The 25,152-nt window shown below is 72.7% G+C and carries 21 protein-coding genes; 12 read left to right on the top strand and 9 right to left on the bottom strand.

Features of this window, described 5'->3' with window-relative positions:
- Window positions 1-263 precede the first annotated feature (263 nt).
- Window positions 264-1,505 (top strand): acyltransferase family protein, encoded by a 1,242-nt coding sequence (locus ACN267_RS06590; protein ID WP_281896905.1) that lies wholly within the window; start codon window positions 264-266, stop codon window positions 1,503-1,505.
- Between the two features lie 288 nt (window positions 1,506-1,793).
- Here the strand turns inward: ACN267_RS06590 and ACN267_RS06585 are convergent, their stop codons facing one another.
- Window positions 1,794-3,368: a DHA2 family efflux MFS transporter permease subunit gene (locus ACN267_RS06585; protein ID WP_281896902.1), complete on the bottom strand. Its 1,575-nt coding sequence runs from the start codon at window positions 3,366-3,368 to the stop codon at window positions 1,794-1,796.
- 114 nt (window positions 3,369-3,482) lie between these two features.
- Between ACN267_RS06585 and ACN267_RS06580 the strand changes: the two genes are divergently transcribed.
- Window positions 3,483-3,854 carry a YciI family protein gene (locus tag ACN267_RS06580; protein WP_204960468.1) on the top strand — a complete coding sequence of 124 codons (372 nt, stop codon included), beginning with the start codon at window positions 3,483-3,485 and terminating at the stop codon, window positions 3,852-3,854.
- An 88-nt stretch (window positions 3,855-3,942) separates the two neighbouring features.
- Here the strand turns inward: ACN267_RS06580 and ACN267_RS06575 are convergent, their stop codons facing one another.
- The 6 genes from ACN267_RS06575 to ACN267_RS06550 all read right to left on the bottom strand — a co-directional run bounded on the left by ACN267_RS06575 (window position 3,943) and on the right by ACN267_RS06550 (window position 14,068).
- Window positions 3,943-5,130 carry an acyl-CoA dehydrogenase family protein gene (locus ACN267_RS06575; protein WP_204960467.1) on the bottom strand — a complete coding sequence of 396 codons (1,188 nt, stop codon included), beginning with the start codon at window positions 5,128-5,130 and terminating at the stop codon, window positions 3,943-3,945.
- A 73-nt stretch (window positions 5,131-5,203) separates the two neighbouring features.
- On the bottom strand, window positions 5,204-6,781 hold the full coding sequence (locus ACN267_RS06570; protein ID WP_204960466.1) for a GMC family oxidoreductase: 1,578 nt from the start codon (window positions 6,779-6,781) through the stop codon (window positions 5,204-5,206).
- Between the two features lie 170 nt (window positions 6,782-6,951).
- Complete coding sequence (locus ACN267_RS06565; RefSeq protein WP_204960465.1) at window positions 6,952-7,434, bottom strand: SgcJ/EcaC family oxidoreductase; 483 nt, start codon at window positions 7,432-7,434, stop codon at window positions 6,952-6,954.
- Window positions 7,435-7,535: 101 nt separating this feature from the next.
- A complete protein-coding gene (locus tag ACN267_RS06560) occupies window positions 7,536-7,991 on the bottom strand; it encodes an SgcJ/EcaC family oxidoreductase (protein ID WP_204960464.1) in 456 nt (151 codons plus the stop codon).
- A 31-nt stretch (window positions 7,992-8,022) separates the two neighbouring features.
- Complete coding sequence (locus ACN267_RS06555) at window positions 8,023-8,505, bottom strand: SgcJ/EcaC family oxidoreductase (protein WP_204960463.1); 483 nt, start codon at window positions 8,503-8,505, stop codon at window positions 8,023-8,025.
- Window positions 8,506-8,731: 226 nt separating this feature from the next.
- Window positions 8,732-14,068: a type I polyketide synthase gene (locus ACN267_RS06550; RefSeq protein ID WP_421488193.1), complete on the bottom strand. Its 5,337-nt coding sequence runs from the start codon at window positions 14,066-14,068 to the stop codon at window positions 8,732-8,734.
- Between the two features lie 396 nt (window positions 14,069-14,464).
- Here ACN267_RS06550 and ACN267_RS06545 point away from each other — a divergent pair, with 396 nt between their 5' ends.
- Window positions 14,465-16,132: a (2,3-dihydroxybenzoyl)adenylate synthase gene (locus ACN267_RS06545; RefSeq protein ID WP_421488192.1), complete on the top strand. Its 1,668-nt coding sequence runs from the start codon at window positions 14,465-14,467 to the stop codon at window positions 16,130-16,132.
- Between the two features lie 114 nt (window positions 16,133-16,246).
- Here the strand turns inward: ACN267_RS06545 and ACN267_RS06540 are convergent, their stop codons facing one another.
- Window positions 16,247-16,693, bottom strand: a complete 447-nt coding sequence (locus ACN267_RS06540; RefSeq protein WP_204960460.1) for an SCP2 sterol-binding domain-containing protein — start codon at window positions 16,691-16,693, stop codon at window positions 16,247-16,249.
- Between the two features lie 346 nt (window positions 16,694-17,039).
- On the opposite strand from ACN267_RS06540, the gene ACN267_RS06535 reads away from it, so the two are divergent.
- The 9 genes from ACN267_RS06535 (at window position 17,040) to ACN267_RS06495 (ending at window position 24,633) form a co-directional block, all read left to right on the top strand.
- On the top strand, window positions 17,040-18,329 hold the full coding sequence (locus tag ACN267_RS06535) for a nucleotide disphospho-sugar-binding domain-containing protein (RefSeq protein WP_204960459.1): 1,290 nt from the start codon (window positions 17,040-17,042) through the stop codon (window positions 18,327-18,329).
- An 8-nt stretch (window positions 18,330-18,337) separates the two neighbouring features.
- Window positions 18,338-19,165 carry an alpha/beta fold hydrolase gene (locus ACN267_RS06530; RefSeq protein ID WP_374760084.1) on the top strand — a complete coding sequence of 276 codons (828 nt, stop codon included), beginning with the start codon at window positions 18,338-18,340 and terminating at the stop codon, window positions 19,163-19,165.
- A gap of 109 nt (window positions 19,166-19,274) precedes the next feature.
- Complete coding sequence (locus ACN267_RS06525; RefSeq protein WP_204960457.1) at window positions 19,275-20,516, top strand: cytochrome P450; 1,242 nt, start codon at window positions 19,275-19,277, stop codon at window positions 20,514-20,516.
- A 29-nt stretch (window positions 20,517-20,545) separates the two neighbouring features.
- Window positions 20,546-20,800, top strand: a complete 255-nt coding sequence (locus ACN267_RS06520; protein ID WP_372446011.1) for a ferredoxin — start codon at window positions 20,546-20,548, stop codon at window positions 20,798-20,800.
- Window positions 20,800-21,546 (top strand): SDR family NAD(P)-dependent oxidoreductase, encoded by a 747-nt coding sequence (locus tag ACN267_RS06515; RefSeq protein WP_204960456.1) that lies wholly within the window; start codon window positions 20,800-20,802, stop codon window positions 21,544-21,546. The genes ACN267_RS06520 and ACN267_RS06515 overlap by 1 nt, the downstream gene beginning before the upstream one ends.
- Before the next feature lie 196 nt (window positions 21,547-21,742).
- Window positions 21,743-22,579: an alpha/beta fold hydrolase gene (locus ACN267_RS06510; protein WP_204960455.1), complete on the top strand. Its 837-nt coding sequence runs from the start codon at window positions 21,743-21,745 to the stop codon at window positions 22,577-22,579.
- Window positions 22,572-23,141 (top strand): TetR/AcrR family transcriptional regulator, encoded by a 570-nt coding sequence (locus ACN267_RS06505; RefSeq protein ID WP_204960454.1) that lies wholly within the window; start codon window positions 22,572-22,574, stop codon window positions 23,139-23,141. Before ACN267_RS06510 ends, ACN267_RS06505 begins: the two co-directional genes overlap by 8 nt.
- Complete coding sequence (locus ACN267_RS06500; protein ID WP_204960453.1) at window positions 23,138-23,512, top strand: DUF4260 family protein; 375 nt, start codon at window positions 23,138-23,140, stop codon at window positions 23,510-23,512. The genes ACN267_RS06505 and ACN267_RS06500 overlap by 4 nt, the downstream gene beginning before the upstream one ends.
- A 188-nt stretch (window positions 23,513-23,700) precedes the next feature.
- The gene (locus ACN267_RS06495) at window positions 23,701-24,633 is read left to right on the top strand and encodes an aldo/keto reductase (RefSeq protein WP_421488191.1); all 933 of its coding nucleotides are present in this window, start codon (window positions 23,701-23,703) and stop codon (window positions 24,631-24,633) included.
- Between the two features lie 92 nt (window positions 24,634-24,725).
- On the opposite strand, the gene ACN267_RS06490 is transcribed toward ACN267_RS06495, so the two are convergent.
- Entirely contained in the window at window positions 24,726-25,091 is a 366-nt protein-coding gene (locus ACN267_RS06490) for an alpha/beta fold hydrolase (protein WP_421488190.1), read from the bottom strand.
- Between the last annotated feature and the right edge of the window lie 61 nt (window positions 25,092-25,152).

Below are 25,152 nucleotides of genomic sequence, written 5' to 3'. Positions count from 1 at the left end.
CGACAAATCAGCCGGGAAGGCCGAAAGGCCGATGCCGGCAACCAAAGGATGAAACAATTTCGCCGCAAGTGCGGATGACCATGCTCGTCTATTTTTTATAGCCTCCAGGTAGCGGTCGACGGCAACTCCCTCAGTGCCGTCCGGCCGGTCGGGCCGGTACGCGCACCACCATGTCCGGACCGGCCGGCGCCGCCCATTCCCGACGCCCGACGAACGCGCGGAATCGGGACGGACCCGAGACCGCGGGTAGTGGAGAGCAGAAGATGGCCATCCCCTCGACCCCTGTCCCCGGCGCCGCCACGAGCGCCTCCGAACGACTGCACGCCCTCGACGCGGTACGCGCCGGAGCCCTGCTCCTCGGCGTCGTCCTGCACACGACACTGTCCTTCCTGGAGCCCCGCACCTGGGTGGTGGGGGACGTGTCGACGAGCCCGGTGATGAACGGCACCTACTTCGTCATCCACGTGTTCCGGATGACGCTGTTCTTCCTGATCGCCGGCTTCTTCGCCCGGTTGCTGCTGCACCGGCGTGGCACCGGCGGGTTCGTCCGCAACCGGGCCGTGCGCATCCTCGCCCCGCTGGCGATCTTCTGGCCGGTGGTGATGTTCTCCACCGTGGTGGCGATCATCATCGCGGCGAACCTGGCCGGTGAGGAGGTCCCGGGGGCCACCCCGATGACCCCGAGCACGTTCCCGCTGACCCATCTGTGGTTCCTCTACTGGCTGCTGGTCCTCTACGTACTGGCGCTGGCCGTCCGCGCGGTGGTCAACCTGGTCGACCCGGACGGCAGCCGGCGCAGCGGGCTGGTCGACCCGATCGTCCGGGGCGTCGTCGCCCGTGACCTCACCCCGCTGGTCGTCGGTGCCCCGCTCTGCGTCGCCTTCCTGCTCAAGCAGGACTGGCTGCTCTGGTACGGCGTGCCGCCGGCCGAGAACGGGCTGATCCCCAACCCGGTGGGTCTGGTCGCCTACGGATGCGCGTTCGGTTTCGGCTGGCTGCTCAACCGCCAGGTGGACGTGATCCGGGTGTGGGAACGGCGGTACCCCCGCAACCTGGTGGCGGCGGTCGTGCTGACCGGCGTGGCGCTGGCGATGGTCGGGCTCACCCCGGACACCGAGCCCGAGGCGCTGGGCTGGCACAAGGTCGGCTACGCGGTGGTCTACACGCTCGCCGTCTGGGCCTGGACGATGGGCCTGATCGGGGCGGCGATGCGGCACCTGTCCCGGCCGAACCCGTCGATCCGGTACGTGGCCGACGCGTCGTACTGGGTCTATGTCGTCCACCTCCCGCTGGTGATGGCGCTGCAGGCGGCGGTGTCGCAGGTGGCGGTGCCGTGGTTCGTCAAGTTCCCGGCCATCCTGTTGGTCACCTACCCGGTCACCCTGCTCAGTTACCGCTACCTGGTCCGGTACACGTTCATCGGTGCCCTGCTCAACGGCCGACGACGCCGCCGGGACGAGAAGCCGGCCACCGAGGCGGCCGTGCCGCAGGCTGCCGCCCGCTGACCTGCGCCCCACGCTCGCCGGGCCGCGCGACGTGCTGGTCGCGCGGGCCGAGTCAGCCCCGCCGGAAGGGGGATCCGGCGGGGCTGACGCCTGCCGGGGGGACGGCAGGCTTCTCCGGCCCGGACCGGGGGGACGGTCCGGGTGGCGCGCCGGGGCGGGCCGACCGCCCCGGGTGCCGGCCGGCCCGAGGGAGGGCCGGCCGGCACGTCCCGCACAGACCCTGGGGGGTGGGTCAGGTCGGGACGGATACGACGTCCGGGCTGCGGCAACGGCCCGGACGCCGACCGGTCAGCGTTTGTGCGGGGCGCTGGACCGGTCGTCGACGGAGGTGCCGACGGCACCGGGGTCATCCGACGGGGTGTCAGCGGTGGCCGACCCGGCGTCGGTCTGGGCGGCCGGCTCCGCCCAGTCGCCCTGCAGGCCGATCTTGTCCAGCAGCAGGAGCACGGTGACGGCGACGACCACGAGCAGCACCGCCGACACCCGGTACGACAGCACGTAGCCCTCGGTGGCGGCGGCCCTCGCCTCCACCCCCTCGGCGAGCCGGTCCCCACCGAGCCGCAGGGCCAGCGCCACCAGGACCGACAGGCCGAGCGCGCCACCGACCTGCTGCATCACGTTCTGCATGGCGGAGGCGAGCCCGGTGTCCTGGGTGCCCACCTTGTAGAGGGCGGTGTTGGCGGTGCCGGGCATCGCCAGGCCGAAGAACAGGCCCAGCACCACCATGCCGGGCAGGATGCCGCTGGCGTAGTGGGTGTCCACGGAGATCCCGCTGAGCAGCAGCAGACCGGCGGTCACGCCGAGCAGACCCACGATGATCACCGGCTTGACACCGAACTTCGGGATCATGCCGGTGGACAGCCCGACGCCGAAGGCGATGCCCAGGCCCACCGGGATGAAGGAGAGGCCGCCCTTGAGCGGCGAGTAGCCGAGCACCTGCTGCTCGAAGAGGGTGGTCAGGAAGGTGAAGCCGAAGAAGGCGCAGGAGAGGGTCAGGCCGACCAGGTAGCCCACCGCGCGGGTGCGGTTGGTGAAGAAGCGCAGCGGGATCAGCGGCGCGGCGGCCCGCGACTCGATCAGCAGCATCAGCCCGATCAGCACCAGCCCGCCGAGGAGCGGCAGCAGCACCTGCGGCGAGAGCCAGGACCGCTCGGCGGCCTGGAGCAGGCCGTAGACGATGGCCACCAGACCCGCCGTGGCGGTCAGCACGCCGGCGAAGTTGAACTTCTGCCCGGTGCGCTCCATCCGGCTCTCGCCGACCAGCCGACCCACCAGGGCCAGCGCGATCACCGCGACCGGGACGTTGACGTAGAAGATCCAGCGCCAGCTGGCGTCGGCGACGATGAGCCCGCCGACGACCGGGCCGAGGGTGCCGGCCAGGCCGGACAGGCCACCCCAGATGCCGACCGCCTTGACCCGGTCGGCCGGTGCCGAGAAGAGCAGGAAGACGATGCCGAGCGCGGCCGGGGCGGCCAGCGCCTCACCGATGCCCTGGAGGAAACGGCTGTAGATGAGCATCTCGGGGGTCATCGCGGCCCCGGAGATGACCGAGGCGATGGCGAAGATGACCACGCCGGTGACGAAGATCCGCCGCCGGCCGAACAGGTCGGCGAGCCGGCCGCCGAACAGCAGCAGCCCGCCGGCCATCAGCACGTAGCCGTTGACGACCCAGGCCAACCCGGTCCGGGACATGTCGAGCTCGCCCTGGATGCGCGGCAGCGCGACGCTGACCACGGTCATGTCGATGACGAACATGAACTGGACGAAGCCGAGCAGCGCCAGCGCCTTCCACCGACGGGGGTCCGGCCGGTCCGCGGACGCGTCCAGCGCCTCGTCCGAACTCGGTGTGGTACCGGTGCTCATGGTGCCCTCCTCGACATCGGCGCACGTCACGTGCGCTTCTGCCTGGATGTCGAAGCTGGCTCGTTGGTTTCGACATACGGGTAAGCAAATAGTTCGAGCCTTCAGGAGGCACCCATGAAGTACCTGATCATGATCAGCCACAACCAGCAGACCCGGGACGCCTGGCAGAACATGTCCGACACCGAGCGGGAGATGGGCTTCAAGGCGCACATGTCGCTGGTGGAGGATCTGGCCGAGTCGGGCGAGCTGATCGTCTCCGAGGCCCTGGCCGACCAGGGTCAGGCCAAGAAGGTCCTGGTCCGCGACGGCAAGATCAGCACCACCGACGGCCCGTTCCCCGAGGTCAAGGAGTACGTCGCCGGGATCTACCTGATCGAGTGCGACACCATCGAGCAGGCGGTCGGGCACGCCGCCCGGATCCCGGAGGCCAACTTCGGCCTGGTCGAGGTCCGTCCGGTGCTCGGCGCCGGTGGCCCCGACATGTGACGAACCGCACATGCGGGCGGACCCGCGGCACCGGTCGGTGCCGCGGGTCCGTTTCTTCCCACCGTCCGCCGCGTCCGGCGGACAACACTCAGATGTACGGCGAGTTGGGCTCCAGCCCGCAGAGCACCCGCCCGTAGAGTTCGAGGTTCGTCGACGGGACCATCAGCGCGTGCAGGTTGACCGCGTACATGTCCCGGACCACCCGCTGCATCGGGGCCTGGCGCAGGATCGACGAGCCACCACTGGCCATCCCGAGCAGGTCCACCGCGGCCCGGCCGAGCTGGCAGATCGCCCCGATGTCGGCCCGGGTGCGGGCCCGCTCCTCCAGCGTCCACGGCTCACCGCTGACGCCCTTGGTGTCGACCAGGTCGGTGATCCGCTGGGCGTGGAACTCGGCCTCGTCGATCTTCATGGTCGCCTCGGCGAGCTGGAGGTGGGTGACCGGAGCCTCCCGCTGCGTCGCGTAGTCGGTGTAGGTGATCTTGCGGTCCAGCCGCTCCAGGAAGAACTCCCGGGCCGCCCGGGCCAGCCCGATCACCGTGCCGGCCGAGGAGGCGTTCGCCACCCCGAGCAGCGGGTTACGGTACATCGGCAGGTCCCGGTTGAGCGCCGAGGCGCTCTGCCCCTGGAGCACCGCGGGCATCGGCACGATCCGCTCCTGCGGCACGAACACGTCCCGGGCCACCGTGGTGATGCTGCCCGAGCCCTGCAGGCCGGCGGTGTACCAGTCGTCGACGATCTCCAGGTCGGACAGCGGCACCAGGGCCATCACCGGCCACTGGTTCACCCCGTCCGGGGCGGGGGCCATCGCGATGACCTCCTGCCAGTGGCTGTGCAGGGCGCCGCTGATGAAACTCCAGCTGCCGTTGAGCACCATCCCGCCGCCGGGCTTCGGGGTGCCGCTGGCCGACGGGCTCAACGTCCCGCAGATCCGCACGTCGGGGGTGGCGTAGACCTCGTCCTGCACCGCGTCGGGGAACATCCCGACCATCCAGCCGGGGATCGCCCACACCGACGCCGTCCAGGCCACCGACCCGTCGCCCCGGCCCAACTCCACCATCACCTCGTGCAGGGTGCGGGTGTCCGACTCGTACCCGCCGTAGCGGCGCGGCACCCGCATCCGGAACAGGCCGGCGTCGGCCAACGCCTCGACCGTCTCGTCGTGCAGCCGCCGGTTCTCCTCCTGCCAGCTCGCGTGCTGGCGCAGCAGCGGCACCAGCCCGCTGGCGCGGCGTACCAGTTCGTCCCTCGGGGGGGCCTCGGTCGCGCTGGTCATCTCACTCCTCCTGTGCACGGGTACGGTCGACGGACGGGACGCCGTCCACCGGGACGAACAACGGGGCAGGCGGTCACCGGGCGACCGCCTCGGCCTGCCGGGGCAGCGGCGCGACCCCGGCGATCAGGTCCGCCGCCTTCTCCGCGATGGCGATCACGGCGGCGTTCGGGTTGCCCCGGACCAGGGTGGGCATGACGCTGGCGTCGACCACCCGCAGCCCCTCCAGCCCGTTGACCCGCAACTGCTCGTCGACCACGGTGCCCATCGCGCAGGTGCCCGCCGGGTGGAAGATCGAGTGCGCGTACTGCCTGACGTAGTGCCGCAGGTCCTCGTCGGAGTCCGAGGCCGGCGGGGCGAACTGCCCCTCGGTGTACGGGGCCAGCGCCTTCTGCTGCGCGATCCGGATGCCGATCCGGGTCGCCGCCACCGCGTCGTCGAGGTCGCGCTCGTCCTGGAAGTAGTTGTGCACGATCTTCGGCTTGGCGGTCGGGTCGGCCGAGGCGAGCAGCACGTACCCCCGGCTGCGCGGGGCGATCATCGACGGGCCGTACGAGATCGAGTGGTGGGTGGGGGTGCCCAGCCCGCTGTCGGCGAACATCACCGGCGCGGCCAGGAACTCCGCGTCCGGGGCGGTCAGGTCGTCGCGGGTCCGCACGAAGCCGCCGGCCTCCGGCCCGTTGGCCGTCATCGGGCCACGGCCCTCGGCCATGAAGCGCTGCAGGTGCTCGGGCTGGTTGGCGGCGAGCAGGCTGATCGGCTGCGAGTGGGTGTAGACCAGCGGGATCAGCGCGTGGTCCTGGAGGTTCTGCCCCACCTGCGGTTGGTCCAGCAGCACCGGCACGCCGAGCGCGCCGAGCAGCGGGGCCGGGCCGACCCCGGAGAGCATCAGCAGCTGCGGCGAGTTGTACGCCCCGGCAGCGAGGATGACCTCCCGCGACGCACTGACGGTCAGCGTGTCGTCCAGCCGGGTGCCGGTCACCCCGACCGCCCGGCCGTTCTCGATCAGCACCCGGTGCACGTGGACGTTGGTCTCCACGGTCAGGTTGGGCCGGTCCAGGACGGGGTGCAGGAACGCGGTCGCGGTGCTCTCCCGACGGCCGTCGCGCTGGGTGAGCTGGAAGAAGCCGAAGCCCTCCTGGGTGGCGCCGTTGAAGTCGTCGTTGACCGCGTAGCCGGCCTCGGTGGCCGCCTGGACGAACGCCGACGACATCGGGTTGTTGGCCCGCCCCTCGGAGACCGCCAACGGCCCGTCGACCCCGTGGTAGACCGACGCCCCACGCTCGTTGTCCTCGGACCGCTTGAAGTACGGCAGCAGGTCGTCGAAGTCCCAGCCGGGCTGCGCCCAGCCGTCGAAGTCGCCACGCGCGCCCCGGATGTAGACCATCGTGTTGATCGAACTGGTGCCGCCCAGCACCCGGCCCCGGGGCAGGTAGACCCGCCGCCGGCCCAGCGCCGGCTCCTCGTGGGTGTCGTAGTCCCAGTCCAGGGCGGTGCGGAACAGGGTGCCGAAGGCCACCGGGACGTGGATGTTGTCGGCGGTGTCCCGGGGACCCGCCTCGATCAGGCACACCGTGACGTCGGGGTCCTCGGTGAGCCGGGCGGCCAGGACACACCCCGCTGATCCCGCGCCGACGATGACGTAGTCGTACACCACTGCACCCTCCAAGGTCAGGTTCTCGGTTGTCGTCGCGGGTCACCGCGCCACCGGCGGGGACCGGGCGGTCCCCACCGGGCGTGCCCCGAGGCCGTGGTGACCGTGATCGGCATCCCGTCGTCACCACGACCCCGGCGGTCGGGCGGTCGTCGTCGACCGCGCCGGCGTCAGCCCCTGATCGGGCTGCTCTGGTGCGAGACCAGCCGGAGCTGGCCGTCGGGTTGGCGCAGCATCACCCAGGTGGCCCGGATGAAGTTCTCCGGCGCGATGTCGTCCTGGCCGGCCATGATGATGCCGCCCTCGGTCACCACCAGGGCGACGTCGTCGGTGAGGAAGGTGACCTCGACCGGCCAACCCTTCACCCGGGCGCCCCGCAGCGGCCCGGCGAAGCCCCGGGACATGTACGCCCGGATCTCCTCCCGGCTGGTGAGCTGCTCGTCGCGCATCAACAGGCTGCCGTTGTCGGTGAACACGTCGGCGAACATGTCGGCGTCGTTGGCCGCCCAGGCCGCCTGGATGCGCATGGCCACCGTCAACACCGCCCGCTCGTCGGCGTCGGTGTACCCCCGGTAGTAGGACGGGTCCTCGGGGACGCCGGCGGCGGCCAGCAGCGCCGAGGCGTCCCCCCAGGGTGCCATGGTCGTGGTCATCGGTCCCTCTTCTCCTCTCGTCGTCCAGGGCCGGAACGACCCCTTCGTCGTTCCGGCCCTGGCCGGCCCGCTGCCCGCTCCGGCTCTGGCCGGAGCCGGGTTCAGCCGGTGATCGGGCTGCTCTGGTAGGAGGCGATCCGCCAGTCGCCGTCCCGCTTGACGACGACCCACATGATCCGGAGGTTGTCGGCCGGAGCGAGGGCGTCGGCGTCGGCGTAGACGACCCCGCCGACGCTGACGGCCAGCGCCATCGACTCCGAGACGACCTGGATCTCGCTGAACTCCAGGGTCAGCCGGGAGCCCTTGTACGGTCCGGCGAACAGCTCGCCGAGGTACGTCCGGATCTCGTCGCGGCTCATCAGCTGGTTGTCGCCGACGAGCATGCTGCCGTTGTCGATGAAGAGGGAGGCGAACCCCTCGGCGTCGTTGGCGTCCCACGCCGCCCGGCAGCGCAGCGGCGCGGTCAGCACCGCCCCTTCCACCCCGTTGGGGAAGTCACCGTAGTACGAGGCCCACTGCTTGGCGCCGGCCACGAGCGACGCGCCCTCGGTGCTCATGCTGCCTCCTCCTGTCCGAGTGGATGCCCGGTCACCAGCGCAGCGTCGCGCCGGCGCCGCGCGGGCTGTTCTGGTAGCCGGCGAGCTGCCACTGGCCGTCCCGCTTGACGACGACCCAGGTGGAGCGCACGGCCAACTCCTCCGCGATCTCCGTCTGGCCGGCGGCGAGGATGCCACCGTGGGTACGGATCAGGGCGGCGTCGTCGGCGATGATCCGCACGTCGACCGGCCGGCCGGTGACGCCGGTGCCCTTGAACGGCCCGGCGTACGCGGCGGCCATGAACGCGCGGATCTCGTCGCGGCCCTTCTTGAACACGTCCCCGGGCAGGATCATCACGCCGTCCTCGGTGAACGCATTCGCCACCCCGGCGGCGTCGTTGCGGGACCAGGCCTCAACCAGCCGCAACGGAACGGTGAGGACCTCCTTTTCCTGAGCGCTGGTGAACGACCCGTAATACGCGTCGAGCGCCTTTTCTCCGTCAATGGCCGGAGCCACCTGGGTACCAGTGGACATCGTGGTCGCTTCCTCTCCTGTGACTACTGCGGACAGTGGACACATTCACCCCCGAACGGTCCGTCCGTCCCCTATCCTCCGGCGGTGCGACAGCGCTGACATCTCCCCGATTGCGATGTCGAAGACCGTTTCCGAGAATCCGTTTCCGTCGGCCGGACAGGGGAATGCCGTACCCCGGCCGGTGGGTGCACCGGCCGGGGTACGGCGGGATCGCCGCAGGTGGGGGTCAGCCCACCCGCAGCGCGGCCGGGTCGTCGGCCGGGTCGTCGTCGGCCGGCTCCGCGGGGCGCAGACTGTCGACGATGTGGTCGGCCAGGGCGGCGATGGTCGGCTTGTTCCACAGGATGTTCGGCGGCAGTTCCAGGCCGTAGCGGCCCTGCAGACGCACCCGCAGCGCCACCGTCATCACCGAGTCCACCCCCAGCTCGACCAGCGGCCGACGCAGCTCCAGGTCCTCGGCGGCCAGGCTCAGCTCGGCGGCGGCCTGCTCCCGCACGTCGGCGGTGACCAGTTCGCGCAGCTCCTGCTCCGGGGTGTCGGCCCAGTCGACGCTGAACGTCTGGCCGGTGCCGGCCTCGGTGGTCGAACGGGTCGCGGTCAGCTCCCGCAGCATCGGCAGCCGGGGGGCGTTGGTCGTCGGCGCCAGCACCCGCAGGACCGCATGGTACGGGCTGTGGAACCGGTCGGCGAAGGCCCAGGCCCGGAACGCCTCGGTCACCGAGATCGCGTCCAGGCCGCGCGAGTTGGCCTCCAGCATGGTCGACGAGATCGACTCGGACATGCCCACCCCGCGCCAGGACGTCCAGCCGAGGCTGGTCGTCTCGGTGTGGCCGTCGGCGTGCCGGTGCGCCGCGAGGGCGTCCAGGAACGAGTTGGCCGCCGCGTAGGTGGTCTGCCCGGTCAGCCTGGTGAACTGCCCGCAGGACGAGAACATCACGAAGAAGTCCAGCGTGCCCGGGGGGAAGAGGCGGTGCAGCACCATCGCCCCGTTCACCTTGGGCCCGAGGACGTCGTGCAGCCCCTCGCGGTCCACCTTGTCCACCATCGCGTCGCGCACCACGCCGGCGGCGTGCACGATGCCGCGTACCGCAGGCATGCCGTGCGAGGCCGGGTCGAGCGCCGCCGCGACCTCCACCGGGTCGGTGATGTCCAACGCCAGGGTCCGGACGGTCACCCCGAGCGCCTCCAGTTCCAGCACCCCGTCGATCTGCCGGCGGGTCCGCACGTCGTGGTCGCCGTCCCAGTCGGCGCGCGGCGGCAGACCCCGGCGGCCGGCGAGCAGGATGCGCCTCGCCCCCCGGTCGGCCAGCCACCGGGCCACCATCAGCCCGAGCGCGCCGAGCCCACCGGTGATCAGGTAGGTGTCGGTCGGCCGGCACTGCAACGCGGTGCCGTCGGCGGGCCGCTCGACCTGGGCGAGCCGCTGCACCGCCACCGCACCGCCACCGTCGACGGAGACGATGTCCTCGTCGCCGGTGAGCCGGCGCAGCACCGTCGCGACCACGGCGGCGGGGACGTCGGCGTCGTCGGCGAGGTCGACGACCCCGCCCCACAGGTCCGGGTGCTCCCCGGCGAAGATCCGCGCGATGCCCCACAGCGGCGCGTGGGCCAGCGACCGCTCCCCCACCGCCTGCCGGACACCCCGGGTCAGGCACCACAGCCGGGGCTGCGGCGCCGCCGGGTCACCCCCGGCCGCCTGCACCTCGATCAACACCTGGGCGCTGCGGATCAACGTCCAGCCGCACCGCTCGGCGGCCTGCTCGGCCGACTCGTCGGCGGTACCGACGCCCGGCGCGACCAGGACCGCGTCGCGCGGGGTGAGACCGACCGTGGCCAGCTCGTCCGGGCCGTCCACCCGCACCGTCGGCAGCCCGGCGTCGGCCAGCGCCCCGGCCAGGTCACCGGCGGCGGCGTCGTCACCGACGACGACCACCCGGGACAGGTCGGTGGCGGTGCCGTCGACGTCGAGGTCCAGCGGCCGCCAGACCGCCTCGTGCACCAGCTCGCGGGGGGCGGCCACCGCGCTGTCGGTGTCCGAGATGGCGGAGAACCGCAGGCCGCGCACCTGGCAGACGACCTCGCCGTGCTCGTTGGCCACCTGCACGTCGACGGTGTCCTGCGGCGAGCGCGGGGAGCGCACCGAGTGGACGGTGATGTGGGCCGGTGGTTCCCCCTTGAAGACCACCGACTCGATGTGCGAGGACATCCACTGGTGCCTGGCGTACTCCGGGGTGACCAGCACCGCGCTGATGGTCAGCGCGCCGTCGATGACGTGCGCCCAACTGGTGGCGGTCTGCGCCGGCGGCGGCACGATGACGATGTCGGCGAGTTGCTCCTCGTCGTTGCGGCGCAACTCCACCACGTCCCAGGGGAACGCGTAGCCACCGACGCCCATCCGGCGGAACATTTCGTCGACCCGCTGCCAGGACCACTCCTGCGGGCACCGGGCCCGCACCTCGTCGGCGTCCACCCGGCCGTCGACCAGTTCGGTGCTCCAGTCGATGGTCGCCGTCGAGTGGGTGATCCACTCGTACTCCTCGTCGTCGACGACGGGGGCGCCGTCCTGCGGGGCGACCCGGGTGGCCAGCCGGGCGGTGTTCTCCGACAGCACGATCTGCACCACCCGGGGCGGCGCGACGGCCAGCGGCGTCCGCAGCACGATGTCGGCCAGCGCGGGCAGTCGGCCGTCCTCCCCGGCGGCCAGGGCGAAGCTGTTGATCAGCACGGCGGCCGGGGTGATCTCGACGTCGACCACCTCGTGGTCGAGCGGGTAGGGCCGCGAGGACATGTCCAGGTAGGTCTGCCAGACCTGCCGGGGCGGTGCGCCGGAGACCGTCATCCGGCCGCCGAGCAGGCTGTGCCGTTCCGGGTCGTGCCCACCGCCGGGACCGGACTCGACCCGGGCCTCCGGGAAGATCCAGTACGGCCGGTGCTGCCAGGCCACCGAGGGCATCGGCAGCAGCGAGCCGGTCGGGTGCAGCCGCGCCCAGTCCACCGCCGCGCCCGCGCAGTACAGCCGGGCCAGGCCGGCCAGCAGGGCGTTGTCCTCGTCGGTGTCACGGCGCAGGCTGTGCACGACGGTGGCGTCCTCGACACCGAGGTGGGCGAGGGTCTCCCCGATGGAGTGGGTGACCACCGGGTGGGTGGAGACCTCCAGGAAGACCCGGTACCCGTCGGTGACCGCCGCCGTCACCGCGGCGGTGAAGCGCACCGGCTCACGCAGGTTCGCCACCCAGTACGCGCCGTCGCGCGCCGCGGTCGACCGGGGGTCGGTCAGCGCGGTGCTGTAGAGGGGGGTGCGGGGCGTCTCGGGGTGCAGCGCGCCGGCCGCCGCGGCGACCTCGGCCACCGCCGCGTCCACGTGCGGGCTGTGGAATGCGATGTCGGTGTCGACCCGCCACACCGCCACCCCCTCCTCGCGCCAGTGCGTCACGATCTGCTCGACGGCCTCCCGGTCCCCGGAGAGCACGGTGGAGGTGGGGCTGGCCGAGATGGCGGCGACCACGCCGACCTGACCGGCGAGCCGCTGCCGGGCCTCGTCGAAGCCGAGCCCGACCATGGCCATCCCGCCCTGGCCCTGAAGGCGCTCCAGGGCGCGCGCCCGCCGGCAGGCGAACCGGGCGGCGGCCAGCACGTCCAGGCTGCCGGCGACGGCCGCGGCGGCGATCTCCCCCACCGAGTGCCCGATCACGGCGGCCGGGGTGAGCCCCCGGGACCGCCAGGTCTGCGCCAGGGCGACCTGGGTGGCGAAGGTCAACGCCTGCACCTCGACGCCGGTCCACGGCCCACCGGCGGTGAGCGCCTCGCGCGGGGTCCAGCCGAGTTCCTCGCGGAACACCTCGGCCAGCGCGTCCACGGCGGCGGCGAAGACCGGCTCGTCGCGCAGCAACTGCCGGCCCATGCCCGTCCACTGCGCGCCGTGCCCGGAGAAGACCCAGACCACCGGGGCCGGGTCGGCCACCGTCCGGCCCCGGGCGACCTGCGGGGTGGTACGGCCGTCGGCCACCTCCCGCAGCCGCTCGACGAGTTCCCCGGGCGAGGCGGCCAGCACGGCGGTCCGCTGCGGCAGGTGCGAGCGGCGGTGCGCCAGGGTGTGCCCCACCGACGGCAGGGACGCCCCCGGGTGCTCCGTCAGCCAGTCGGCGGTCCGCGCCGCCAGCGCCGCCACCCCGGCCTCGGACATCGCCGAGAGCGGGTACACCGACGCCCGGGTGCCGGCGGTGGTCTCGACCGACACCGTGCCGGCCGCCGCGTCGGTGGCCGTGGCCCCGGCGGCGGCGGTCGGGGCGGGCGGCGCCTCCTGGAGGATGACGTGCGAGATGGAGCCGCCGACGCCGTAGCTGGACACGCCGGCCCGACGCGGACCGTCACCGGCCGGCCAGGGCGACCGCTCACCGATCAGGCGCAGCCCGGAACCGGCCCAGTCGAAGTCCGGGTTCGGCTCGCGGTGCAGGCTCGGCGGGATCTCCGCGTGCCGCAGCGCCAGCACCGCCTTGATCACACCGGCGATGCCCGAGCCCGCCTCGACGTGACCGATGTTGGGTTTCACCGAGCCGACCAGGCACGGCTCGTCGGCGGGCCGCCCGGCGCCGAAGACGGCGGCCAGCGCCTTGGCCTCCTCCCGGTCGCCGACCGGGGTGCCGGTGCCGTGCGCCTCGACGTAGTGCACCGACCCCGGGTCGATGCCGGCCCGCTCGTAGGCCACCCGGAGCATGTGCTCCTGGGCCGAGCCGTTGGGCGCCATCATGCCGTCGGAACGGCCGTCCTGGAACACCCCGCTGCCGGGGATCAGCGCGAGCACCTCGTCGCCGTCGCGGCGGGCGTCGGCCAGCCGCTTGAGCACCACCACGCCGGCACCCTCACCCCGGCCGTAGCCGTCGGCGTCGGCGGCGAACGCCTTGCTGCGCCCGTCCGGGGCGGTCGCCCCGGCCGCGTCCAGGGCGACGAACAGGGTCGGGCTGGCCATGATGTTGACCCCACCGACGACGGCCAACGGGATCTCGCCCTCGCGCAGGCTCTGGCAGGCCAGGTGCAGCGCGGTGAGCGAACCGGCGCAGGCGGTGTCCACCGCCATGCTGGGCCCGCGCAGGTCCAGGAAGTACGAGATGCGGTTGGCGATGCCGTAGTAGGTGGTGCCGTTGACCGCCCAGGCGCCGGTGCGCGGGATGTCCTCCAGCAGCCGACGGCCGTAGTCGTTGGAATTGGCCGCCACGAAGACACCGGCGTCCGAACCGCGCAGCGACAACGGCGGCACACCCGCGTTGCCCAGCGCCTCCCAGGCCAACTCCAACACGATCCGCTGCTGCGGGTCGAGGAAGTCCGCCTCCCGGGGAGAGATGCCGAAGAAGTCCGCGTCGAATCCCTCGATGTCGTCGAGGAATGAGCCCAGCCGGGTCGTCTTCCGCAGGATCGCGGTGGCCTGGGGGCTGGTCGAGGCGTACGGTTCCCACCGCTTGTCGGGCATGGCGCTCACGGCATGTCGACCACCGATGAGAAATGCCCAGAACTTCTCCAACGAGTCAAGGTCAGGGGCGAACCGGCAGCTCATTCCGACAATGGCCACGGCGTCAGAAAATTCCCCATCCTGGCTCACGTCCAGGCTCCTCTCCACATCGCCGACCGCATCCGGAACACAGCCGGATGCGGTGGTCGCTGTCCTTCGGAAATGTCGCGGTGACGGTCAGGTCCGGACGCTGACCTCAACTGCGAAACATCCTGTTCCTTGGCCGATCGGGGGGGCACCTTCCTGAGTGCGATCGTCCCGGCCGGCGGACGGCCCGCAGGACCGGCGGTGACCTCCGCTAATGCCGGGGCGGGCAATAGCGCAATGCGGGAGAAGGAACTCGGCGGCACGCCTCCGTACGGTTTCCCCGCGAGTTCGACACACGATTTCGCGTCGCGCCGCCCGGGCTCCGACGCCGGTGCGCCGTGTCGACCGATCGGATCGGGAGGGCCCGACATGTCCGCAGAAGCGACCCGACCTACCCTCGACGGGACCGTGCCGTGGCCGCCGGAGCTGGTGGCGCGGTACACCGACCAGGGCTACTGGGCGGGCCGGCCGCTCGGGGCGTACCTGTACGCCGCCGCCGACGCCGACCCCACCGCCACGTGCCTGGTCGACGGCCCGGTACGCCTCACCTTCGCCGAGCTGACCGCCCGCGCCGACGGTGCCGCCGAGCGCCTGCGGGACCTGGGGATACGTCCCGACGACCGGGTGGTGGTGCAGCTGCCCAACTGCTGGGAGTTCGTCGTGCTGACGGTGGCCTGTTTCCGGCTGGGCGCGGTCCCGGTGATGGCGCTGCCGGCGCACCGGCGGCAGGAGATCGCCGCGATCGTGGCGTTGACCGGGGCGCGGGCGCTGGTCGTACCGGATGTGTTGAAGGAGTTCGACCACCAGGCGCTGGCCCACGGGGTGGCCGCCGACGCGCCGACCCTGCGGCACGTGCTGGTCGCCGGGGCGGACGTCCGCGCGGACAGTGTCGACCTGCGGCGGCTGTGCCGGCCGGCGGACGATCCGGCGGCGGCCCGGTCGGCGCTCGACGCCGCCGCGCCCGCCGGTTCGGCGGTCGCCCTGTTCCTGCTCTCCGGCGGCACCACCGGGGTGCCGAAGCTGATCGCCCGGACCCACGACGACTACGGCTACATGATGCGTCGTGCCGCCGAACTGTCCGAGGTGGACGCGACGACTGTCTACCTGGCGGTGCTGCCGCTGGCGCACGGTTATCCGATGGCCGGGCCGGGCATCCTGGGCACGCTGCTGGCCGGCGGCCGGGTGGTGATCCTGCCGTCGCCCGCGCCGGAGCGGGCGTTCGAGGCGGTGCAGCGGGAACGGGCCACCTTCACCTCGCTGGTGCCCGCCGCGGTGCAGCGCTGGCTGGAGTACCGGGAGAAGGACCCGGACCGGGACCTCAGCTCGCTGCGCCGGGTCCAGGTCGCCGGCTCCCGGTTGGCCGACCAGGTGGCCCAGCGGGTGACGCCGGTGCTCGGCTGCGATCTCCAGCAGGTCTACGGCATGGCGGAGGGGCTGCTCTGCCTGACCCGCCCGGACGACCCGCAGGACGTGGTGTGCCACAGCCAGGGCCGGCCGATCTGCCCCGACGACGAGCTGCGGCTGGTCGACGAGGAGGGCCGGCCGGTGCCGCCCGGCGAGCCGGGGGTGCTGCTGACCCGGGGGCCGTACACGCCGCGCGGCTACTACCGGTCGCCGGAGCTGACCGCGCGCGCGTTCGTCGACGGCTGGTACAACACCGGGGACATCGTCCGGCTGCGGCCCGACGGGAACCTGGTCATCGAGGGTCGGGACAAGGACCTGATCAACCGGGGTGGCGAGAAGATCTCCGCCGAGGAGGTGGAGAACTTCGCCTACCAGCTCGACACGGTGAGCCTGGCCGCCGCGGTCGCCATGCCGGACGCCGAGCTGGGTGAGCGGGTCTGCCTCTACGTGGTGCCGCAGCCCGGCCGGACGGTGGCCCTGCAGGACGTACGGGCGGTGATGCAGCGGGCCGGGGTGGCCGCGTTCAAGCTGCCGGAGCTGCTGGTGACCGTCGACGAGCTGCCGTTCACGGCGGTCGGCAAGGTGAACAAGAAGCAGCTCCGCGAGGACGTCGGCCGCCGGCTCGCCGGCTGACCCACCGGCCGGGCCGGTGGGGCGGCCCGGCCACCCGCCGCCCGTCGACGGGGGCGGGTGGGGGGTGACACGGGGGCGGGGGCGCACCGGGTGCGCCCCCGCCCCCGTGTCCGGTCAGGGCTTCGGAATGTCGAACAGGGTGGGGATGCGCATGGCCAGCCCCCGGTCGCCCTTGGCCTTCATCCGGCCCAGCACGAACATGGTGACCGGGTTGGCGTTGCTGCTGACCAGTTTCAGGAAGTCGATGTCGCTGAGGGTCAGGGTGAGCCGGGGTTCGCGGTCCGGCCGCTCCGACAGCACGCACTCACCTCCGGCGATGACCATCTCGTAGGTGTCCACCGTGCCCTCGCGCCGGTCGCCGACGCTCCAGTGCAGGACGGCCTCGGTGCTGCCGGCCCGGTCGGCGCGGAACAGGGTCGGCATCCGGACGAAGATGCCGTCGAGGATGGTGCGGCGGTGCGGGCCGCCCATCACCCGGCGCAGTTCGTCGACCGGGGTGGCGGTGACCAGTCGGGCGAAGTCGCGGGGTTCCATCAGGGCGGGGTCGGCGTCGGCGAACATGGGTGTCCCTTTCGTCGTACGGGCAGGGAGGGGCCGGGCGGGGCGGTGGCCGGGCGGCGGGGTGCGGCGTGACCGCAACGGTGGCGACACCGGCGGGTCGGGCATCCGACCGGCGGGCGGCCGGTGCGTCGGACGGGGCCGCCTGTGCGTCGAGTATGGACAGCTCAGTGGGGGTTGCCTACTTCGACGATGCCCGGTCGCCGCCGACGAAAGGGCATGTATGGAGATGTCCGGGCCCGCCGGGGCCGAGATCATGGTGGGGAGGAGGTCGACGGGGGGCGCAGCACCGTGCCCGGGTGCCGGTCACCCTCCGCCCTGCCGAGCCACACCGAGCTGAGGAGACCGGATGAGAGTGCTCTTCGTGCCGCACGCCAACAAGGCGCACCTGCACATCATGACGCCGTTGGCGTGGGCGCTGCGCACGGCCGGACACGACGTCCGCGTCGCCAGCCAGCCCGAGATCGCCGACGCCATCATCGCGGCCGGGTTCGTCCCGGTCGAGGTGGGTCGGACGCGCACGGAGATGCCGGCCTTCTACCCCGGGGTACGCCCCGGCGAGGCGCCCCCGGTGGTGATGGCGCCCGGTGAACGCCAGGAGATGCCGTTGCAGCAGGACTTCCCCCGGGACAATCCGCTGGAGAAGCTGTCCCGGGCGTCCTGGGGTTTCGCGTTGTTCTCCACCGACGAGATGATCGCCGACCTGGTCGCGCTGATCGCCTCGTGGCGGCCCGACCTGGTGGTCTGGGACTCCATGGTGTACGCCGCGCCGGCCGCCGCCACCGTCTGCGGGGTGCCGCACGCCCGGATGATGATGGGCCCGGACGGGATCACCCAGTTGCGCCGCGCCGCCCGGGACCAGGGTGACCCGTTGCGCGACTGGCTGGACCGGGTGCTGGGCGGCTACGGCACCCGGTTCGACGAGGACGTCGCCGTCGGGCACTTCACCATCGACCCGATGCCGCCGTGGCAGTACCAGCCCGACGGGTTGCACCTGGTGCCGGTGCGGCACATCGCGGTGAACCCGCCGGCCCGGATCCCCGACTGGTTGCGCGAGCCGCAGCAGCGGCCCCGGATCTGCCTCACCCTCGGCGAGTCGCACCGCAACGGGCGCGGCACGGAGGCTCCGGCCGCCGACCTGCTGGACGCGGTGAGCGGGCTGGACGCCGAGGTGATCGCCACGTTCAACGCCAAGCAGCTCGCCACGATCCCGAAGCTGCCGGACAACGTCCGGGTGGTCGACTTCGTGCCGCTGGCGATGCTGCTGCCGAGCTGCGCGGCGATCGTGCACCACGGCGGGGCGGGCACCTTCGCCACCGCCATCGAGCAGGCCGTTCCGCAGTTGATCATTCCGGGGACGCACTGGGGGTTCCAGTGGTGGGGGCCGCTGGCCCACGCCAACGGCCTGCAACAGCAGGGCGCCGGCCGGTTCGTCGCCGACGCCGACCACCTCACCTCCGAGGCCCTCGCCGAGGATCTGGCCCGGGTACTCAAGGACCCGTCGTTCAAGGCGAACGCCGAACGGCTGCGGACCCAGGTGGCCGGCCTGCCCACCCCGAACGACCTGGTCCCGGCGCTGCACCGGTTGGTCGACCAGTACCGGGACGTGGCCGCCGCGCGGGCCGGGCGGCCGGTATGACCGGGTCGCTGCGGTTGACCACCGACGCCGGCACCTTCGACGCGTTGAGCGCCGGTCCCGCCGACGGCCGGGGGGTGCTGCTGCTGCACGGTTTCCCGCAGGGTGCCGTCGAGTGGGAGCACCAGCTCGCGGCGCTGGGTGCGGCCGGTTACCACGCCGTCGCGCCCGACCAGCGCGGCTACTCCCCCGGGGTGCGCCCCGACGAGGTCGACGCGTACCGGATGGACACCCTGGTCGCCGACGTCGTCGCGCTCGCCGGGCAGCTCGGCTGGGACCGGTTCGACCTGGTCGGGCACGACTGGGGGGCGGCGATCGGCTGGGCGGTGGCCGACCGGCACCCGGAGCTGCTGCGCACCTTCACCGCCGTGTCGGTGCCGCATCCCCGGCCGTTCGCCGACGCGCTGGCCACCGACGTCGACCAGCAGCGCCGCTCGGCGTACCTGGCGATGTTCCGGCAGCCGGGGCAGGCCGAGGGGATGCTGCTGGCCGACGACGCCGCGTTCCTGCGCCGGATGCTGGGCGCGGCGGGGCCGGTGAAGCTGGCCACGTACCTGGACCGGTTGACCGCGCCCGGCGCGTTGACCGCCGCGCTGAACTGGTACCGGGCGACCCGGCCGGAGGACGTCGAGGCCGGGCCGGTCGAGGTGCCGACGCTGTACGTCTGGGGCAGCGACGACATCGGCGTCGGCCCGGTCGCCGCGCACGGCACCGGCGCCTGGGTGAAGGGCCCGTACGAGTTCCTCACCTTCGACGGGGTGTCGCACTGGGTGCCCGAGGAGGTGCCGGACCGGCTCTCCGCGGCGCTGCTCGCCCACCTCGCCCGGCACCCGGGATGAGCCGGCCCGTGCCACCCCGACGCGTCCCCGGTCGACGCCGGGTTCCGGGTCGGTTCCGGGGGCCGGGCCGCCGTCCGGGGCCACCGACCCACACACCGAGAGGACCGTGATGACCGTCAACAGCACATACGCCGCCGATGCGGCGTCCACCGGGGAGACACCCGACTTCCCGATGCCCCGGACCTGCCCGTTCGCCCCCGCCCCCGAGTACGTCGGATTGCGCGCCGAGGCGCCGGTCAGCCGGGTCCGGGTGCCGGACGGGCAGCTCGCCTGGCTGGTCACCCGCTACGCCGACGTCCGTCGGTTGTTGACCGATCCGCGGGTGAGCGCCAACCGGTTCCACCCGAACCTGCCGTTGACCGAGCCGGTGACCCCGCAGACCCGACGCAACATCGCCGCGGTCGGCCGCTCACTGATCGGGCTCGACCAGCCGGAGCACGGCCCGCAGCGGCGGATGCTGATCGGTGACTTCACGCTGCGCCGGGCGCAGGAGATGCGTCCGCACATCCAGCGCACCGTCGACGAGTGCATCGACGCGATCCTGGCCGGGCCGAAACCGGTGGACCTGGTCGCCGCGTTGGCGCTGCCGGTCCCCGCCTCGATGATCACCAAGCTGCTCGGCATGCCGTACGAGGACCGCGACCTGATCGTCCGCAGCGCCGACGCCCAGTTGCGCCGGACGGTCTCCGCCGAGCAGCGGCAGCAGACCAGCAGCGAGTTGCGGGCCTACGTGGACCGGCTGGTCAGCGCGAAGGAGGCCGAGCCGACCGACGACCTGCTGGGTCGGCTGGTGGTGCAGAACCGGCAGACCCCGCTGTTCGACCACGACATGCTCGTCGGGTTGGCGATGCTGCTGCTGGTGGCCGGTTTCGAGACCACCGCCAGCATGATCTCCCTCGGGGTGGCCGGACTGTTGGAGAACCCCGACCAGCTCGCCGAGGTCACCGGTGACCCGGCGGCGATGGGCCTGGCGGTGGAGGAGTTGCTGCGCTACTTCACGGTCGTGGACGCGCTGCCCCGGGTGGCGACCGCCGACATCGAGGTCGGCGGGGTGACCGTCCGGGCCGGTGACGGGTTGCTGTTGTCGTTCGCCTCGGCGAACTGGGACAGCGACGTGTTCCCCGACGCCGAGGTGCTGGACGTCCGCCGGGGGGCCCGGCACCACATGGCCTTCGGCTACGGCATCCACCAGTGCATCGGGCAGAACCTGGCCCGCGCCGAGCTGGAGATCGTGTTCCGTACCCTGTTCGCCCGGATCCCCGGGCTGCGGCTGGCCGAGGAGCTCGACGGCCTGCCGTTCCGCAAGGAGTCGAACATCTACGGCCTGGACCGGCTGCCGGTGACCTGGTGAGGGAGGCTGCGGTGAGTGGGGGCGACCAGGTGGGCACCGAGGAACCGACGACGCTGGTGGTGAGCCGGGGCCTGTGCATCGGCGCCGGGCAGTGCGTGCTGTCCACCCCGGAACTGTTCGACCAGAGCGAGGACGGCCGGGTGCTGCTGCGCCGGCAACCGGACGACGCCGGGCAGGCGCGGGTCGCGGTCGACCTCTGCCCGTCGGGTGCGCTGCGGCTGGCCACCGGGCGGTCCCGGGCGGTCGTCGACGAGCAGGACGCCACGGCGAAGGGGTGGGGCTGATGGCCGACACGGATACCCGGATCGCCGTGGTGACCGGCGGGGGGCGGGGCATCGGGCAGGCGATCTGTCAGGGCCTGGCCCGCCGGGGCATGGACGTGGTGGCGGTGGATCTGGCCGACCCGGTCGAGACGGTGGCGCTGGTGGAGGGTGAGGGGCGCAAGGCCCTCGGCATCACCGGGGACGTCTCGGACCCCGACGACGTGGCCCGGATCGGCGCGGAGATCACCGCGGGGATGGGCGGCTGCCACGTCCTGGTCAACAACGCCGGCATCTATCCGGCCAAGAACATCTTCAAGCTGGAGTACGAGGCGTGGCGGCGGGTGCTGGCGGTCAACCTCGACTCACAGTTCCTGATGACCAAGGCGGTGCTGGACCACATGTGCCGGGTGCGGTGGGGGCGGATCGTCAACCTCACCTCCAACTCGGTCGGCCTGGCGCTACCCGGGTTCACCCACTACATGGCCAGCAAGATGGGGGTGATCGGGTTCACCCGGGCGCTCGCCAGCGACGTCGCCTCGTACGGCATCACGGTCAACGCGGTCGGGCCGACGCTGTCGCGTACCCCCGGGCTGGCGGAGAGTCCGATGGCCGGCGCGGCGCAGGAGCACGTGGCGGCGATGCAGGCGATCAAGCGGCCCGGTGAGGCGCAGGACGTGGTCGGCACGGTGGCCTTCCTGGCCAGCGACGACGCCGCCTTCGTCACCGGGCAGACGATCATGGCCGATGGTGGTCTGGTCCGGTTGTGACCCGTCGCCGACCGTCCGGGGGGTCCGGTGGTCGTCGTGCCGTCGGTCCGGTTCGAGAGCCTGCGGGCGTGCGGGGGTCGCCGATTCCCGCACGCCGGCCCGGTGCGACGTGATCCCCTGGTGGGAGCGGGCGTCGGAGGTCACCCCACCCGGGAAAGCTATTGCGATTAGCTTTTGAGCTAGCTAGGCTAGCGTCATGACCGACGCCCGCAGCAGCGCCCGCCCACCCACCCGCTACCTGCACCGCCCCGAGGGCCGAATCGCCTACGACCTCCAGGGCGACGGCCCCCTCGTGGTGCTCGTCCCCGGCATGGCGGAGCTGCGCTCGTCGTACCGGTTCCTCGCCCCGGCCCTGGCCGCCGCCGGCTACACGGTGGCCACCACCGACCTGCGCGGCCACGGCGACAGCGACACCACCTTCGCCTCCTACGGCGACCCCGAGACCGCCTCCGACGTCAGCGCCCTGATCGACGAGCTCGGCCGGCCGGCCGTCATCGTGGGCAACTCGCTGGCCGCCGGCGCCGGGGTCATCGTCGCCGCCGAGCACCCCGGGCAGGTCCGCGGGCTCGTGCTCATCGGGCCGTTCGTCCGAAACCCCCGACAGGCCCCCGGCATGCGGGCCCTGTTCCACCTGTTGACGTCCCCGCTCTGGGTGGCAGCCGTCTGGAAGGCCTACCTGCCCACCCTCTACGCCGGTGCCAAACCGGCCGACTTCGCCGAGTACCGGGCGGCCGTCGTCGCCAAGCTCCGCCAGCCCGGCCACGGCGCGGCGTTCTCCCGCACCGCGCGGCAGACCGACCACCGGCCCGCCGAGGCACGACTCACCGAGGTGGACACCCCGGTGCTGGTCGTCATGGGTGAACGCGACCCCGACTTCACCGACCCGGCGGCCGAGGCGGCATGGATCGGCGAGACCCTGCACGGCGAGGTGGTCATGGTGCCCGACGCCGGCCACTACCCGCAGTCTCAGCAGCCCGAACGGACCACCGGCGCGGTGCTCGACTTCCTCACCCGGATCAGCACCCGTGCCTAGGGCCGGCCTCACCACCGACGCGGTCGTCGCACGCGGCGCGTACCTGCTCGAAGCGCGCCCGCACGACGAGCTGACCCTCGCCGCGCTCGCCGAGAGCCTCGGCGTCCGCGTCCCGTCGCTCTACAAGCACATCGACGGCCTCCCGGGACTCCGCCGGGGCATCATGCTCCGCGCCAAGGCGGACCTGTCCGCGACGCTCGCCGAGGCGTGCGTCGGCCGGGCCCGCGACGACGCGGTCCGCAGCCTCGCCACCGCCTACCGCAGCTGGGCGCGGCAGAACCCGGTGCAGTACCCGATGACCGTACGGGCGCCGGACCCCGCCGACGCCGAGGACCAGCAGGTCAGCGACGCCGCCGTCCAGGTGGTCTACCGGGTGCTCGCCGGCTACCGGCTGCTCGGCGACGACGCGGTCGACGCCACCAGGCTGCTGCGCACGGTCATCCACGGCTTCGTCAGTCTGGAGACTGCCGGTGCGTTCGCGCTCTCCGCCGACCTGGAACGCAGCTACGAACGGGCCGTCGACAGCGTCGTGTCCGCCCTGGAGAACTGGAAGGGCCGATGAGGGCCGGGCCCGCCCGCACCCCACCACCGGCCACCCCGGTGCCCGTCCTCTACCGTGTCGAGGGTGCGGCCGTCGCCGTGGCGGCCGTCGTCCTCGTCGTGCTGACCGGCTTCGCCTGGTGGTGGCTGTTCGCCCTGTTCCTCGTCTTCGACCTGTCGATGCTCGGCTACGCCGTCGACCACCACGTCGGCGCGGTCGTCTACAACCTGGGGCACACCTACGTCGCCCCGTTCGTCCTGCTCGCCGGGTACGGCCTCGCGCACGCCCTCGACGCGGCCGGGTGGACGCCGCTGGCGCTCGTGGCCGCCTGCTGGTTCTTCCACATCGGCGTGGACCGGGCACTCGACTTCGGACCGCGCCCGCTGCGCTGACCTGAGCCACCCGTACCGCACCCGCACTCACCCAGGGTGACCCGAGCGGCGACACGCTGCGTCGACCTGCGCGATGCCGTCCTCGTTGTCCGCGAGGATGGCCGACGGACGGCGGGTGTCCCCCGCCGGGCGGGCAGCCCGCACACACGGGCGTCGCGGGGTGCGGCGTCCCCCCGAGGGGAGCAAGGGTGACACTGTCGGACAGGCTCGCGCCGGAGGCCGGCCGGCTCCGGCTCGGCGACGAGCTGAGCGTCAACCGGTTGGGCTTCGGCACCATGCAACTGCCCGGCCCCGGCTCCTTCGGCCCCTCGGACGACCACGCGGGCGCGCTGGCCGTGCTGCGCCGGGCGGTCGAGCTGGGGGTCAACTACCTCGACACCAGCGACTTCTACGGCCCGCACGTGGCCAACGACCTGATCCGCGAGGCCCTGCACCCGTACCCCGACGACCTGGTGATCGGCACCAAGATCGGGGTGGTGCGCGACAGGTGGGGCGACTTCGTGCCCGCCGGGGCGCCCGACCAGCTGCGCCGGCAGGTGCAGGAGAACCTGCGCCGGTTGGGCCGGGACCGGTTGGAACTGGTCTACCTGCGCGTCGGCGGGGACGGGCTGCTGCGCCCGGGCGACGTCCGGTTCTCCGAGTCGTTCGCGATGATGGTGCGGCTGCGCGACGAGGGCCTGATCGGCGCCGTCGGGCTCAGCGGCGTCACCGTCAGGCAGCTCGACCAGGCGCGGGCGACGATCCCGATCGCAGCCGTGCAGAACCGGTTCCACCTGCTCGACCGGGAGTGCCACGACGTGCTGCGGCGGTGCGTCGAGGAGGACATCGCCTTCGTGCCGTACTTCCCGCTGGGGGCGGGGATGCTCGGTGCCCGGCACGGGCGGCCGCCGCTGCCGCTCGGGCCCGACTTCAGCGCCGCGCAACGGCGTACCGTCGACGGGGTCGCCGACCGGCACGGCGTCACCCGCGCGCAGATCGCCATCGCCTGGCTGCTGGCCCACTCGCCGACGATGCTGGTCATTCCCGGCACCAGCTCGGTACGGCACCTGGAGGAGAACATGGCGGCCGCCCGGCTACGGCTGACCCCGGCGGACCTGGCCGCGCTCGACGCGCTGGCCTGACCCGGGCGGCCCGTCGCCGGGTGCCCCGCGGGGGGTACGGGGCATCCGACGACGGACCAGGCGTGGCCGGCAGTGGCTCAGGCGGCGGTGGCTCAGGCGGCGCAGCCGGCGAGCGCCGGAGGCGGGGCGGGCGCACCCGGCAGGCCGAGGAACAGCCTGGTGCAGTCGACGAGGAACTGCGGATTCTCCTCCGGAACCCAGTGGCCCGAGTCCGGTACGACGACCTGCCGCACGTCGGTGCCGACCTGTCGGTAGGAGGCGGCCACCCCGGGGCCGAAGGAGAACGCCGCACCCCTCGCCAGCACCGGCAGGGTCACCGGTTTGGCCGGGGCCTGGGCCCGGTTGTCGGCGATGTCGGTGTCGAAGGCGCGGTAGTACTCGTAGCCGGCCGTCCGGTCGGCCGGGTCACGGTAGGCCCGGTAGTAGACCGGGCGGTCCCGGCAGCCAGACCACGTCAATGGTCGATGTTGCGCACGTTACGAGACGACAGGGCGGCACCCGTACACCTAGAGTCAGAAC

The organism is Micromonospora sp. WMMD734, assembly GCF_049178975.1.
Classification (GTDB): domain Bacteria; phylum Actinomycetota; class Actinomycetes; order Mycobacteriales; family Micromonosporaceae; genus Micromonospora; species Micromonospora wenchangensis.
Note: the sequence above shows the minus strand (reverse complement) of the source record. Positions and strands in the feature narration are given on the sequence as shown.

Excerpts from the sequence above, each read along its gene's own strand:
- ACN267_RS06590 (WP_281896905.1), top strand. The coding sequence starts at position 264 with ATGGCCATCCCCTCGACCCCTGTCCCCGGCGCCGCCACGAGCGCCTCC.
- ACN267_RS06585 (WP_281896902.1), bottom strand. The coding sequence starts at position 3,368 with ATGAGCACCGGTACCACACCGAGTTCGGACGAGGCGCTGGACGCGTCC.
- ACN267_RS06580 (WP_204960468.1), top strand. The coding sequence starts at position 3,483 with ATGAAGTACCTGATCATGATCAGCCACAACCAGCAGACCCGGGACGCC.
- ACN267_RS06575 (WP_204960467.1), bottom strand. The coding sequence starts at position 5,130 with ATGACCAGCGCGACCGAGGCCCCCCCGAGGGACGAACTGGTACGCCGC.
- ACN267_RS06565 (WP_204960465.1), bottom strand. The coding sequence starts at position 7,434 with ATGACCACGACCATGGCACCCTGGGGGGACGCCTCGGCGCTGCTGGCC.
- ACN267_RS06560 (WP_204960464.1), bottom strand. The coding sequence starts at position 7,991 with ATGAGCACCGAGGGCGCGTCGCTCGTGGCCGGCGCCAAGCAGTGGGCC.
- ACN267_RS06555 (WP_204960463.1), bottom strand. The coding sequence starts at position 8,505 with ATGTCCACTGGTACCCAGGTGGCTCCGGCCATTGACGGAGAAAAGGCG.
- ACN267_RS06545 (WP_421488192.1), top strand. The coding sequence starts at position 14,465 with ATGTCCGCAGAAGCGACCCGACCTACCCTCGACGGGACCGTGCCGTGG.
- ACN267_RS06540 (WP_204960460.1), bottom strand. The coding sequence starts at position 16,693 with ATGTTCGCCGACGCCGACCCCGCCCTGATGGAACCCCGCGACTTCGCC.
- ACN267_RS06535 (WP_204960459.1), top strand. The coding sequence starts at position 17,040 with ATGAGAGTGCTCTTCGTGCCGCACGCCAACAAGGCGCACCTGCACATC.
- ACN267_RS06525 (WP_204960457.1), top strand. The coding sequence starts at position 19,275 with ATGACCGTCAACAGCACATACGCCGCCGATGCGGCGTCCACCGGGGAG.
- ACN267_RS06515 (WP_204960456.1), top strand. The coding sequence starts at position 20,800 with ATGGCCGACACGGATACCCGGATCGCCGTGGTGACCGGCGGGGGGCGG.
- ACN267_RS06510 (WP_204960455.1), top strand. The coding sequence starts at position 21,743 with ATGACCGACGCCCGCAGCAGCGCCCGCCCACCCACCCGCTACCTGCAC.
- ACN267_RS06500 (WP_204960453.1), top strand. The coding sequence starts at position 23,138 with ATGAGGGCCGGGCCCGCCCGCACCCCACCACCGGCCACCCCGGTGCCC.